9 protein-coding genes are annotated in these 13,102 nt (G+C 65.8%); 6 read left to right on the top strand and 3 right to left on the bottom strand.

The window, feature by feature from the left end:
• Window positions 1-428: 428 nt before the first annotated feature.
• Window positions 429-2,477 (bottom strand): sigma-54-dependent Fis family transcriptional regulator, encoded by a 2,049-nt coding sequence (locus tag JWQ90_RS13755; RefSeq protein ID WP_299695087.1) that lies wholly within the window; start codon window positions 2,475-2,477, stop codon window positions 429-431.
• Window positions 2,478-3,099: 622 nt separating this feature from the next.
• Here JWQ90_RS13755 and JWQ90_RS13750 point away from each other — a divergent pair.
• The 6 genes from JWQ90_RS13750 (at window position 3,100) to JWQ90_RS13725 (ending at window position 10,756) form a co-directional block, all read left to right on the top strand.
• Window positions 3,100-4,341 (top strand): porin, encoded by a 1,242-nt coding sequence (locus tag JWQ90_RS13750; RefSeq protein WP_299695084.1) that lies wholly within the window; start codon window positions 3,100-3,102, stop codon window positions 4,339-4,341.
• A 748-nt stretch (window positions 4,342-5,089) separates the two neighbouring features.
• Window positions 5,090-6,877, top strand: coding sequence for a PQQ-dependent methanol/ethanol family dehydrogenase (locus JWQ90_RS13745; RefSeq protein WP_299695081.1), 1,788 nt, complete (start codon window positions 5,090-5,092; stop codon window positions 6,875-6,877).
• Between the two features lie 146 nt (window positions 6,878-7,023).
• A complete protein-coding gene (gene pedF / locus JWQ90_RS13740) occupies window positions 7,024-7,437 on the top strand; it encodes a cytochrome c-550 PedF (RefSeq protein ID WP_299695078.1) in 414 nt (137 codons plus the stop codon).
• Between the two features lie 7 nt (window positions 7,438-7,444).
• A complete protein-coding gene (locus JWQ90_RS13735; RefSeq protein ID WP_299695075.1) occupies window positions 7,445-8,332 on the top strand; it encodes a transporter substrate-binding domain-containing protein in 888 nt (295 codons plus the stop codon).
• 149 nt (window positions 8,333-8,481) lie between these two features.
• Complete coding sequence (locus tag JWQ90_RS13730) at window positions 8,482-8,706, top strand: hypothetical protein (protein WP_299695072.1); 225 nt, start codon at window positions 8,482-8,484, stop codon at window positions 8,704-8,706.
• Window positions 8,707-8,719: 13 nt separating this feature from the next.
• Entirely contained in the window at window positions 8,720-10,756 is a 2,037-nt protein-coding gene (locus JWQ90_RS13725; RefSeq protein ID WP_299695069.1) for a hypothetical protein, read from the top strand.
• Between the two features lie 50 nt (window positions 10,757-10,806).
• On the opposite strand, the gene JWQ90_RS13720 is transcribed toward JWQ90_RS13725, so the two are convergent.
• Together JWQ90_RS13720 and JWQ90_RS13715 are read right to left on the bottom strand one after the other, a co-directional pair.
• Window positions 10,807-12,201: a sensor histidine kinase gene (locus JWQ90_RS13720; RefSeq protein WP_299695066.1), complete on the bottom strand. Its 1,395-nt coding sequence runs from the start codon at window positions 12,199-12,201 to the stop codon at window positions 10,807-10,809.
• The gene (locus JWQ90_RS13715) at window positions 12,198-12,875 is read right to left on the bottom strand and encodes a response regulator transcription factor (protein ID WP_299695063.1); all 678 of its coding nucleotides are present in this window, start codon (window positions 12,873-12,875) and stop codon (window positions 12,198-12,200) included. Before JWQ90_RS13715 ends, JWQ90_RS13720 begins: the two co-directional genes overlap by 4 nt.
• Between the last annotated feature and the right edge of the window lie 227 nt (window positions 12,876-13,102).

The raw sequence follows: 13,102 nt of genomic DNA, 5'->3' as shown, positions 1-13,102 counted from the left end.
GAGCACGTCGGCAAAGGATTGCCGACCTACCTTCGCCGGGTTCAGGGTCCGTGAGCAGGTCCGCAAGGACCACGGGGCTACCCAGGAACCTCTCCCTCCCCCGCTTGCGGGGGAGGGCGTTTGGCCTATCGCGGAGTGACATGGGTCACTCCGCGACCAAGCCAAACGCGGGTGGGGGCGAGCAGGCGCGGCGCTATCGTCTCGCCCCCATCCCAACCTTCCCCCGCATGCGGGGGAAGGGGCGGGGCGGTTCCGGGGCTCAAGCCGGCAGCGCCAAGCTGCGGCGGCCTCTCCCGCAGGCGGGAGAGGGTGGCCCGAAGGGCCGGGTGAGGGCGGCGCGGTAGCGCCGTGATGTCGCCGCAGCCGCCGCCAAGACGGAGCAGCCTCAGACCCTCTCCCGCTTGCGGGAGGGGGGATATGGGGTTGTCTCAGCTGCGTGACACTTCGTCACGCCGCGATTCGCCGACCGCGATGTCGTGACGTTTGAGCTTGCGGTACAGGGTGTTGCGACTCATTCCCAGCTGGCGCGCGGTCAGTGTCATGTTCCAGCGGCAGTTCTCGACGGCTTGCAGGATCGCGATACGCTCCGCCGCCAGCAGCGGGTTCTCCGACGCCGACGCTGCCGGCAACACCGGCAACACCGGCAGCGTCGGCGCCCATGCGCGTTCGGGCGTCGTGGACGCCGCGTCCGGATGGCCGGCCGCATTGAACAGCCGCAGTTCCGACGGCAGATCGCCCATGCGCACGACGCCGCCTTCGCAGATCGCCAGCGCAGTACGCACGACATTGCGCAACTCGCGAATGTTGCCGGGCCAGGGATACGACATCAGTCGCGAGAACGCGGGCGCCTCGATCGATACCGCGTGGCCGGCCTCGGCCGCGATCAGCTGGCGGATCACTCTTTCCTTGTCGCCGCGATCCTGCAGCGCGGGCAGCTCCAGCGTCATGCCGTTGAGACGGTAGTAGAGGTCTTCGCGGAACTCGCCGGCGCGGATCATCTCGCGCAGCCGGCGATGCGAGGCGCTGATCACGCGCAGCTCGACCTTGATCGGCGTATCGCTGCCCAGCGGCAGCACCTCCTGTTCTTCGAGCACGCGCAGCAGACGGGTCTGCAGGTTCAGCGGCATATCGCCGATTTCGTCGAGAAACAGCGTGCCGCCGCTGGACTGCAGGATGTAGCCGCGCGAGCCCTCCTTGCGTGCGCCGGTGAAAGCGCCGGGGCGGTAGCCGAACAGCTCGGATTCGATCAGCGTCTCCGGGATCGCGCCGCAGTTGACCGCGACGAAGGGCCGCGCCGCGCGCGCGCTGGACAGATGCATGGCCTTGGCGAACACCTCCTTGCCGGAGCCGGTCGGCCCCTGGATCAGGATCGGCACCTGGCTTTCGACCACGCGGCTTGCCGCGCGGATATTGCGCAGCATGTCGGGATCGTCACCGGCGAGATCGGCCAGCGTCATCACCGGCGGACGCGCCAGCGGCGTGATGTGGATCGCCTCGGTACTGCGGCGGCCGTAATGCACTTCGATCAGCTGGGCTGCGCGCTGCGCCGGCACCAGGCTGATGAAGAAGCGCCGGCCCAGGCGCAGATCGCGTACCGGGAACAGCGCCTGGCGCGTGCTGCCGAGCTGGGCGAGCTCGGCTTCGCCGACGTCGAACAGATCGCCGACCTGGCTGCCGACCAGCGCACCGCGGCCCTGCACCGCGAGCAGCGCCACCGCCATGTCGTCGGCCGCGACGATGGTGCCGTCGTCGGCCAGCGCGAGCGCAGCGTCATGCAGCAGGTTCACAAACTCCGGGCGGCTGTGAAACCGCAGGATGCGGTAGGGCTGGCAGCGCCGCAAAAACAGGCACTTTTCGATCAGCCGCGCCGAGGTATTGACCAGCGCCATCGTGTGCATCTGGCTGGAGCGCGTGTCGTGCGAGCCGACCACCGAGGCGTCGAGCACCGCCACCATCGCGCCGCTGGGATCGCGGATCGGCGAGCCCGAGCAGGACAGGCCGATGTGCCGCGCGCGGAAATGATCGGCGCGATGGATCGTGATCGAGCGGCCCTCGGCGATGCAGGTGCCGATGCCGTTGGTGCCCTCGGTCTGCTCGCTCCAGTTGGCGCCGACAATCAGGCCGGCGCTGCGGAACATCGTCGTCAGCGTCGGATCGATTTTCTCGGTCAGGATGATGCCGCTGGTATCGGTCAGCAGCAGCGCGTAGCCCGAGCCGCTGATCTGGTCGTAGAGCGTGTCCATCTCGGCGCGCGCGATGTCGACCAGTTCGTCGTGCTGGCCCTGCAGTTCCTTCAGGTTGTTGCTGTCGACCACACAGGTCGACTGCGAGCGGGCCGGGTCGAGACGGTAGTCGTTGACACAACGCTGCCAGGAGCTTTTGACGGATTTTTCGATGATGGCTCGCGGCGGTGTGCCCAGGCCGTTGACCAGCCCCAGAACGCCGCGCGCGTGCTGCATCAATGCGGTATCGCCCATTACGCACCTCTTGTTGTTGCCGGCGCTGTGTGCGTTCGGCTTATGGTCTTCTCCTGCCGCTGCGCGAGATCCTCAGCTGACCGCGCGCGCATTGCACGCTACGGGCATAGCCCGGCCGGCGTCAACGCTACTTTGGTCGCAGGGTCGCAGGGTCGCGTGGCTGCGACGGAAGGCCGTGGGACTGTGTCATCGGCGTGACACTGCGCAACTCGTAGGTCGGCAATCCCTTGCCGACGTGTATGCCCGATGCGCAATAGCCGCCTCACGTCGGCAAAGGATTGCCGACCTACGGCTTACGCGGGCGTGACTGCGTCTGTAACGGCTGTCGCGGATCTGCATCAAACGCCGTCACTGCATCGGGACAGGCTGCTCGATCGGCCATTCCGGGCTCAACGAAAATTATTCGAAAACCCCTTTAAAACAGCCATATTCGTGATTCAAGCGGATTGGCATGTCGCTTGCTCCCGGCGCGCCGCCGAAGCGTGTGCGAACGCCTGCTCGCCGCAATACAGAGACACCAATAGCGGATGGCCAGTCGTTGATGAGAGTCGCTCCGGCAACGCGGTCGCCTGCCCACACCCGGGCAGGCGGTGCCATAAAACCTATAGATCAGGGGAAGCAAATGAATCATTCCTGCAAGCGTCATGCGTTCGTGCTCGGAGCCCTGGCTCTGCTGAGTTCCACCGGTGCCAAGGCGCTGGAAGTCCAGGCCGGCGACTGGAAGTTCACCGCCAACGGCAATGTCAATGTCCACTACATCCATTCGACCTGCGAACAGCATCCTGAGGCCATCGTCACGGTCGGAGGCGCCTGTTCGGTCGATGCCGGCGGCGAGAAAAACACGTCCTCGGTCAGCAACGGCCTGTTGCCGGCCGCGCTGGTATTCGGCGTCGCCACCACCCAGGACGGCTACGACATCACCGGGACTTTCGGTTTTTATCCGGGCATCAGCACCAATGACGGCGGCAGCCCGAACCTGCAGCAGGACGGCAGCGCGCTCGGCACCAATGTCGCGCTCGGCACCACCGGCCTGGACGTGCGCCAGGTGTTCATGACCTTCGGTAACCAGGACATCGGCACCTTCTCGCTGGGCCGCAATTTCGGGCTGTTCGGCTTCGACGCGATCATCAACGACATGACCCTGCCGGGCGTCGGTGTCGGCGGCGCGATGTCGGGCGGCGCGCCGGCCAACACCTCGCTGGGCGGCATCGGCTTCGGTTACCTCTACGCCGATACGCTGGCGCAGATGAACTACACCACGCCGTCGCTGCTCGGCGGCCTGACGCTGACCCTGGGCATCTTCGATCCGCTGGAGCCGCTGCTGCAGGGCCCGGCCACCGCCGAAGGCAAGCCGGGCTTCCACGGCAAGCTCGCGTACAAGCTCGGCGACCTGTATTTCTCGTCGAGTTTCATCACCCAGACCCAGCATCTGCCGACCGGCCAGGACTACACCAGCAGCGGTTTCGATGTCGCGGCCAAGGCCAAGTTCGGCCCCGTGGATCTGCTCGGCAGCTACTACACCGGCAGCGGCCTGGGCACGACCGGCCTGTTCGTGCTCAGCGACGACGGCTTCGGCAACAAGCGCGATTCCGACGGCTATCTGTTGCAGGCCACCTACACGATCAACAAGACCAAGCTGGGCTTGAACTACGGAGTCAGCAATCTGGATTTCGCCGGCTCCGCGGATCGCGCGGCAACGCCGAACCTGCTGTCGAAGAACAGCAAGGTAACCGGCGGCGTCTATCACTCGCTGACCAAGAACCTGACCCTGCTCGCCGAGTTCAGCGACGTCAGCACCAAGGCTCACGACGGCGGCAAGAACACCAGCAACAACTTCAACGTCGGCGCTTTCCTGTCCTTCTGAAGCCGCTGTGTTTTCCCTCTCCTGGGAGAGGGTGTCGCGTAGCGACGGGAGAGGGAGAGGGACTTCTTGATTCGACCGGGCTCAACACCCGGTTTTTTTTCGGTGCAGGGCTCCTCCAGATCAAACCGCCGTTGCCAGCTGGAACTGTAGGAGCGATCCTTGACCGCGATTGTGCCGGTGCAGCCTCAATCGCGGACAAGGTCCGCTCCTACAGTGCCGCGAATCGGGCGGCTATGCTGATCGATCGCGGTTGCCGGGCTCTGGTTTTGTGGGTGCAGGGCTCCTGCAGATCAAACCGCCGTTGCCAGCTGGAGCTGTAGGAGCGGTCCTTGACCGCGATTGCGCCGGTGCAGCCTCAATCGCGGACAAGGTCCGCTCCTACAGTGCCGCGGACCAGGCGCCCATGCTGATCGATCACGGTTTGCCGGAATCTTGTTTCGTCGATCGCCCGTATCGGGAACGGGACACTTCGGCGGCGCGCGTCATGCGCCGGTGACACTTGGAGTAAAGGCTGCGTTCAGACGGGTAGCAGCAATCTGAGTTCAGCGAATGTGCGCGCTATCTGTCATGTAGGACAGATTTATAAATAAGGCTTAAAAACAGCCTAATGGCAGTGTAGGACGCGAGCAGCGCGAGCGGAGCAGGCTCGCTTCGAGCGCAAAGACTCGCGTGGCATCGATCGTGCTTTACGGCGCGCCGGTGATGCCGCAGGGGCTCACCCCCATATAAGAATTCAGGAGACAAGCAGATGGAAAATATTCCACGGCGCCGCGGCGAATCGCGGCGTGCAGGGCTGGCGTTGGCGGGGAGTCTGGGCGTGTTGCTGGCCGCGATGTCGCTGCCGGTCATCGCGGCCGGCGTCACCGCCGATATGATCTCGAAAGACGCGACATCCACCAGCGACGTGCTGACCGTCGGCATGGGCCAGAGCGGCCAGCGCTACAGCCCGTTGACGACGATCAACGCCGACACCGTCGGTGACCTGGTGCCAGCCTGGACGTTCTCGTTCGGCGACGAAAAACAGCGCGGCCAGGAAAGCCAGCCGCTGGTCTATAACGGCAAGATATTCATCACCGGCTCGTATTCGCGAATCTGGGCGCTGGATGTCAAAACCGGCCAGAAGCTGTGGGCTTACGAGCACCGTCTGCCCGACGGCATCATGCCGTGTTGCGACGTGGTCAATCGCGGCGCCGCGCTGTTCGACGATCTGGTGATCTTCAGCACGCTCGACGCGCATCTGGTGGCGCTGAACCAGGACACCGGCAAAGTCGTGTGGAACGAAAAGCTTGACGACTACAAGGCTGGCTACTCCAACACCGCGGCGCCGCTGATCGTCAAGAACATGATCGTTACCGGTGTCTCCGGCGGCGAGTTCGGTGTGGTCGGCCGGGTCGATGCACGCGATGCCAAGACCGGCAAGATCATCTGGACGCGTCCGACCGTCGAAGGCCATATGGGCACGCTCAACGGCAAGGACAACGGCATCACCGGCAAGACCAACGCGAGCTGGGAAGGTGACCAGTACAAGTCCGGCGGCGCTGCCACCTGGCTAGGCTGCACCTACGGCGTGGACGTGGATCTGATCTATTGCGGCACCGGCAATCCTTCGCCCTGGAACTCGCATACGCGCCCGGGTGACAACCTGTACTCGGCATCGACGCTGGCGCTGAAGGCCGACACCGGCAAGATCGCGTGGAGCTACCAGACCACACCGCACGATTCATGGGATTTCGACGGCGTCAACGAGTTCATTCCGTTCGACTACATCAAGAACGGCAAGACGGTTAAAGCCGGCGCCAAGGCCGATCGCAACGGCTTCTTTTACGTGCTGGATCGCACTAACGGCAAGCTGCTAGGCGTATCGCCGTTCGTGTCCAAACAGACCTGGGCCAGCGGCGTCGACATGAAGACCGGCCGTCCGATCGAAACCGCGAATCGCCCCGGCGATCCCGGCAAGGAGGAGAAGGGCAGCTCGGTGTTCGCCGCACCGTCTTTCCTCGGCGGCAAGAACTGGATGCCGATGGCCTATAACCAGGGCACCGGCCTGTTCTATGTGCCGTCCAACGAGTGGGGCATGGACATCTGGAACGAGCCGATCACCTACAAGAAAGGGGCGGCGTTTCTCGGTGCCGGCTTCACCATCCGCCCGCTGTATGAAGACCACATCGGCGTGCTGCGCGCGATGGACCCGGCCACCGGCAAGATCGTCTGGGAATACAACAATGGCGCGCCCTTGTGGGGCGGTGTGATGACCACGGCCGGCAACCTGGTGTTCACCGGCACGCCGGAAGGTTTCCTGAAGGCCTTCGATGCGAAGACCGGCAAGGAGCTGTGGAAATTCCAGACCGGTTCCGGCGTCGTTGGCCAGCCGATCACCTGGGAGCAGGACGGCGAGCAGTTCGTCGCGGTCGCTTCGGGCTGGGGCGGTGCGGTGCCGCTGTGGGGCGGTGAAGTCGCCAAGAAGGTCAAGGACATCACCCAGGGCGGCATGCTCTGGGTGTTCAAGCTGCATCGCACGCAGGCGGCTGCGAAGTAGCGACTCTCCAACTGTAGGAGCGGGTCATACCCGCGACTCTGTTCTGCGAGCTCCAGTCGCGGGTATGACCCGCTCCTACAGCTTGCGAATCAGCCGACGGCTTTACACCGAACACCCAGCATTCAAACAACCAGGCTAGAACCGCCATGAAAACCATTGTTCCCGCACTCGCTGCACTTTTATTGGCCGTCACCGCACTCGTCGCGCAGGCGCATGGCAACGTCACGCCGCAGGCGGTTGATACCCAGGATCTGCCGAAGCTGAAAGGCCCGTTGACGGTCAACCCTTATCGCGACAACAAGAAGGCGATCACGATCGGTGCAGCCGCCTATGGCCAGAACTGCGCCCGCTGCCACGGCCTCGGCGCTGTCTCCGGCGGCATCGCTCCGGACTTGCGCAACCTGCCGGTCGGCGACGACGGCGACGAGTATTTCCAGATGCGCATCCGCAACGGTTCGATCCGCAACGGTGTGACCTATATGCCGCCGTTCGGCGAAATCTTCAGCGAAGAGGCGATCTGGTCGATTCGCGCCTATCTCGACAGCGTGCATCAGGATTGATGTCGCCATGAAACGCTACTCGGCGGTTTGCGCATCGCTGCTGATGCTCGGTTTCGCGCTGCCGGCCTTGCCGGCCGACGAGCAGGGCGAGCCGGTGCTCGATCAGCTCGACCAGGCGCGCGAGCGCGGCGGTCTGGAAGTCGCGGTGTATCGCGACTTCCCGCCGTATTCGTACCAGGACCAGGGCCGCTATACCGGCGTCGATGTCGATCTGGCCGGCGCGCTCGCCAGGCAGCTCGGCCTGACGCTGCGCCTGCGGCCGATCTCCGCCGGCGACGACACCGACGACGATCTGCGCAACAACATCTGGAAAGGCCATTACCTCGGCGGCGGTGTCGCCGACCTGATGCTGCATGTCGGCATGGACCCGGAGTACGTCAAGCGCCAGGACAAGGCCGAGCTGATCGCGCCGTATTTCCACGAGGCGGTCAGCATCGCCTACCGCCCGGGGCGCTACAGGAACATGACCACGCCGCTGTCGCTGGTCGGCACCAAGGTCGGCGTGGAACTAGGCTCGATCAGCGATTACTACATGAGCGGTGCCTATGGCGGCCGCCTGCGCACCAGTGCCGAGCGCTTGCCGACGGCGACGGCGGCCGTGCAGGCGTTCGCCAACGACGAGGTCGATGCGGTGATGGCGCCGCGCGGCGAACTGCAGGGCCTGCTCAAGCAGCTCGGCGGCCCGGCGATCGAAACCCGCAGCACCGAATTGCAGGGCCTGTACCGCACCGCCTGGGATGTCGGCATTGCGATCAAGGCCGGTAATCCTAAGCTGAAGGCGGCGCTGCTCGCCGCGTTGTCGCAGCTCCAGCAGAGCGGCGAGCTGCAGAAGATTTTCGCGCAGTACGGTATCGACTATGTCGCGCCGGAGATGGCCGCGCCAATACGCCCGTAGCCCGTAGGTTGGGGTGAGCGCAGCGAACCCCAACATCAGCGCGGACCAATGTTGGGGTTCACTGCGCTCTTGCCGTTGGCGTCCGCTCGCCGGAGAATCCGGGTGTTCATCAAACCTGCTGGGGACTGGCCGTGGCGAAACACCGTCTGATGCTGTTGTCCGCTTTACTGTCGCTGGGCTTGATTTCAACCGGGGTATTGGCGGACGACGGCTCCGACGACGCCACGCCGGCGCCTGCCCACCATCACAAGAAAAAAGCGAATCCGTCTTGCGCCGACAAGAGCATGGCCGCGGACCCGAGCTGCATGGTTCCGCCGCCGCCGCCGCCGGTCGGCCCGGTCCACACCAACCAGCAACAGCCCGTCAGAAAATAAGCGGACTCCCGGTTTGAGCGGGCTGTTCGCCGAACTCCGGCGCCGCAATGTGTTGCGTGCGCTGGCGATCTACGCCGGTGCGGCCTGGTTGCTGGTGCAGGTGGCGACGCAGGTTTTCCCGTTCTTCGACGTTCCCAACTGGGCGGTGCGCTGGGTCGTCATCGGCACGCTGCTCGGCATTCCGCTGGTCGTCGCACTGGCCTGGATCTATGAGTTCACGCCCGACGGCCTGAAGCGCGAGCGCGATCTCGATCCGGGCCTGGAACGGCCGCCGCTGTTCGGCGTCGCGTTGGGGCGCAGCGGGCTGCTGATCGTCGCGGTCGGCGCCGTGCTGCTGCTGGGCGACATCGTGCTGCGTCATTGGCCAGCCGGCCCCGACGCGGCGATGCCGTCGATGGCGGTGATGCCATTCAAGAACCTCGGCGGTGCGGCGGACGAATCCTGGTTCACCGACGGGATTCAGGACGAGATTCAAAGCCGGCTGTCGAAGATCGGCGAGTTCCGGGTGATTTCGCGATCCTCCGCCAGCTACTACGCGAGCCGGACGCCCGATCTGCGGCAGCTGGCCCAGCAGCTGGGCGTCAGCCATATCGTCGAAGGCAGCGTGCAGCGCCGCGGTGAATCGGCGCGGATCATCGTGCAGCTGATCGCGGCGAATACCGGCGCGCAGATCTGGAGTGAAACCTACGACCGCCAGCTGACCAATGTCTTCGATGTCGAGAGCGAGGTTGCGCTGGCGATCGTCGATGCGCTGCGCGCCCGGCTGACGCCGGCCGAGCAGCGTGCGCTGTCCACCGACCCGACGCACAACGCCAAGGCCTATGACGCCTATCTCCGCGGCATGGCTGCGCATCGTCGCGTGCTGGAGCCGGGCTATCTGGATGAGGCGGCCGTATGGTTCGCCAAGGCGGTGGAGCTGGACCCGGGTTTCGCGCTGGCCTGGGCGCGGCTCGCGCGGGTCAATGCGGACCGCGCCTACTTCGGCCTGGATCTGACCGAGCACCCCTGCGAACAGGCGCGGCACGCCGCCGAAACTGCCTGGCGTTTGCAGCCGGACGACGGCGAAACCGATCTCGCGCGCGGCTTCGTGCGTTTCATGTGCGACAACGACCTGAGCGGTGCCGAGCAGGCTTTCGCAAGCGCGGTGCAGCGCCTGCCCAACAGTGCCGACGCACTGCGCGCAATCAGCCAGATCGAGTGGCAGCGCAGCAACTGGCCCGGAGTTCTGAAGCATCTGCACGATGCCGCAGAACTCGACCCGCGCAATTCCGAGTTGCTGAGTACCTATGCGCTGTATCTGCTGGCGAACCGGCAGTTCGATCCGGCGCGGCAGATGGCGGCGCGCGCGCTGGCGATCAGCCCGGACGACGCGACGCTGAAAGTCAATGCCGCGCTGATCGAGCAGGCCGACGGCCAGCTCGACGCCGCGCAGCACCAGCTCGACGCCTTGGCGTTGCAGCCCGCGGTGGCGGACGTATTCGCGTTCCAGATGCTGCAGCGGATCTACCGCGGCCGGTATCAGCAGGCGCGCAGCGACTTGCAGGCTGCGCTGGCCGGCGATCTGACGACGGTTGGCATCGGCGTGGCCGATTACTACGTCCTGCTGGCGACCGTGGAACTCGCGCAGGGCGATGCCGAGGCGGCGCGGCAGGCTTTCGCCGGCGGTCATCGCGCGTTGAAGACTTATGACAATGGCAGCATCACCGACAACAGCGCGGCCGGCGTGTATCTGCGCTCGATGCTGTGCCTGACCGAAGTCGGGGAGCAGGCCTCCGCGCTGGACGGCGCGGATTGCATCGCGACGCGCCGCGCCTCGCACAGCGGCGACCAGTTCGCCTTGAACGCGCTGGAGGTGCTGGCGCAGGCCGAGATGCTGGCCGGCAATCGGCAGGCCGCGCTCGCCGCGATTACGACGCTGCTGCAGCAGCCCTACATGAGCGGACGCTACCGCGCGCCGCTGACGCCGGCGCTATTGCGCAACGACCCGATCTGGGCACCGCTGCGCGACGACGCCAAGTTGCGTCAGCGCTTGTCCCGTAGGTTGGGGTGAGCGCAGCGAACCCCAACATTCGTCCGCGCTGATGTTGGGGTTCGCTGCGCTCACCCCAACCTACGAGCTGCCACGATCGCCAACGTGTTCACTACCGCACTGCGCCGGCGCGTAGCCGGCAACGGCAGGCGGATCTGCAAGCGGCAGCCGGCATAGCGGCCGGTGACGATGTCCATCTCGCCGCCGAGCGCCTTGATGCGTTCGCGTATGCCCATCAGCCCCAGTCCGGCGGTCTGCGTCTGCGGATCGAAGCCGTGGCCGTCGTCGGCGATGCGCAGACGGATCTCGCTGTTGACGATCAGCAGCTGCACTTCGAGCCGGTCGGCGCGCGCGTGGCGTACCGCGTTCGACAGCGCCTCCTGCACGATCCGGTAGACATGGGTTGCGGTGTACGCGTCGATGCGCTCGCACAGCGGGTCGATCTCGTCGACCACCGATATCTGCGGCTGGCTGGCCTGCCATTGCGCGAGCAGGGCTTGCAGGCCGCCGGCCAGGCCGAGCGTGTCGAGAGCGGCGGGACGCAGGCGGCGGATCATGCGGCGGCTCAGCTGATGGATCTCGCAGACCGATTCGTGGATGCGCGCGGCATTCGCCGAGCCCTCCAGGCCGATGGTCGCCATCTCGATCGCGGTGACATGCTGGCCGATCTCGTCGTGCAGCTCGCGCGCGATCAGCCGGCGCTCTTCTTCCTGCAGGTCGAGGTTCTGCAGCAGCAGACGCCGGTTCTCGCCCGCGCTACGCGCCAGCCGCTGCGCGAGCCGCTCGATGCCGCTGACCAGCCGGCGCAGATCGCGCGCCTCGGTCTTCGGTAGCTGCAGTTCGAAATCACCGTCGTGCAGGCGGGCGAGGGCGCCGGTCGCGGCATCGAGCGGGCGCAGTGCGATGGTCACCAGCATCAGGATCAGGGCATTGACCGCGAACCCCATCAGCACCATCAGCTGCAGCAGTTCGCGGGTTTCGTCCCAGGATTCGTTGAGCTCCTCGCTGGGATCGGCGACCAGCAGCACGGTGTACTGGCGGCCGTCGACGAGCAGCTGGCGGCGCTCGGAATGCGGCGCCTCGACCACGCCGCGCGCGAACCAGGCCGGTGCCGACAGCTCGGCGCTGTGCATGCGCGGACACTCGGTGCCGTTGACGAAGCCGATCGGGCCGGAGCGCAGCGCCACGCACAGATGGCGGCTCGCGGTCTGCGCCGCGATCCAGTCGTAAAGCGCGGTGTCGACTTCGCCGGGCGGCAGCCTTTCGAGCAGCGACAGAGTGGCATCCAGGCTGCTGGTGGTGGAGTTGAGGCTGGCCTGCAGCTCGTCCGCGACCGCGTTGCGCGCATTGCGCAGCACCACGCTGATCGCAATCGCCAGCGTGCCGGACAGCACCAGCACGATCGCCAGCGACAGCTGCCAGCGCAGCGGCAGGCGGCGCGGGTCGACACGTTCCAGCGAAATCATGCTGCCTCCAGGCGGACGACGCCGGCGGCGATCGCCAGGCGTGCCAGTTCGGCGGAATTGCCGACGCCGAGCTTGCCGCGGATCGCGGTGTGATAGTTGGCGACGGTCTTGCCGCTCAGCGACAGGTGCTGGGCGATTTCGGAGACGCTGTGGCCTTCGGCGAGCTGGCGGAAGATTTCGAATTCGCGGCCGGAGAGCTGGTGCAGCAGCGTCGGGGCTGCGCAGCTGCTCGCGCGACCGCGCGCCGCAACGTTCGGCAGCAGCGCCGGGTCCACGGTGCGAGATCCGGCGTGGACGCGGGTGACCGCGTCGATCAGCGTGCGCGGATCGGAGCGCTTGCTCAGGTAGCCGGTGGCCCCGGCCGCCAGCGCGCGCTCCACGATCACCGGCTCCTCGTGCATGCTGAACACCAGCGCATGCAGCTCGGGCTCGCGATGCTTCATCCGGCGCAGCACTTCGAGCCCGCCGACGCCGGGCATCGACAGGTCGATCACGACGACGTCGATTCCGCCTTTCAGAAAGCGCCGATAGCCCGCGGCGCCCGAGTCGGCATCGGCCACGACGCTGATGCGGCCGGTGCTGCCGAGCAGATGCCGGTAGCCCTCACGAACCACCGCGTGATCGTCGATCAGCAGCACGCGGATGCTGTCCTTGTTCTGGCCTGTGTGGCTCATGGTCTCTCCCGGGACTGTGCAGCCGCAGGCGCAAGGAACAGGCCAGCCGCACGGCGCGCGCAAGTGCTTGAAATCACATCGCATGCTCGGCGAAATAGCGCATGCGTCGCGAGCGCGCGACACACACTGTCGCGGTGGTGACACAGCGTCCGGATCAATCGCGTAGGTTGGGGTGAGCGCAGCGAACCCCAACATTCGTTCCGCGCCGATGTTGGGGTTCGCTGCGC

Origin of the sequence: Hydrocarboniphaga sp., assembly GCF_028291725.1 — a bacterium.
Lineage (GTDB): Bacteria > Pseudomonadota > Gammaproteobacteria > Nevskiales > Nevskiaceae > Hydrocarboniphaga.
This window is presented reverse-complemented; position numbering and strand designations above follow the sequence as displayed.

Excerpts from the sequence above, each read along its gene's own strand:
- JWQ90_RS13755 (WP_299695087.1), bottom strand. The coding sequence starts at position 2,477 with ATGGGCGATACCGCATTGATGCAGCACGCGCGCGGCGTTCTGGGGCTG.
- JWQ90_RS13750 (WP_299695084.1), top strand. The coding sequence starts at position 3,100 with ATGAATCATTCCTGCAAGCGTCATGCGTTCGTGCTCGGAGCCCTGGCT.
- JWQ90_RS13745 (WP_299695081.1), top strand. The coding sequence starts at position 5,090 with ATGGAAAATATTCCACGGCGCCGCGGCGAATCGCGGCGTGCAGGGCTG.
- pedF (WP_299695078.1), top strand. The coding sequence starts at position 7,024 with ATGAAAACCATTGTTCCCGCACTCGCTGCACTTTTATTGGCCGTCACC.
- JWQ90_RS13735 (WP_299695075.1), top strand. The coding sequence starts at position 7,445 with ATGAAACGCTACTCGGCGGTTTGCGCATCGCTGCTGATGCTCGGTTTC.
- JWQ90_RS13730 (WP_299695072.1), top strand. The coding sequence starts at position 8,482 with ATGCTGTTGTCCGCTTTACTGTCGCTGGGCTTGATTTCAACCGGGGTA.
- JWQ90_RS13720 (WP_299695066.1), bottom strand. The coding sequence starts at position 12,201 with ATGATTTCGCTGGAACGTGTCGACCCGCGCCGCCTGCCGCTGCGCTGG.
- JWQ90_RS13715 (WP_299695063.1), bottom strand. The coding sequence starts at position 12,875 with ATGAGCCACACAGGCCAGAACAAGGACAGCATCCGCGTGCTGCTGATC.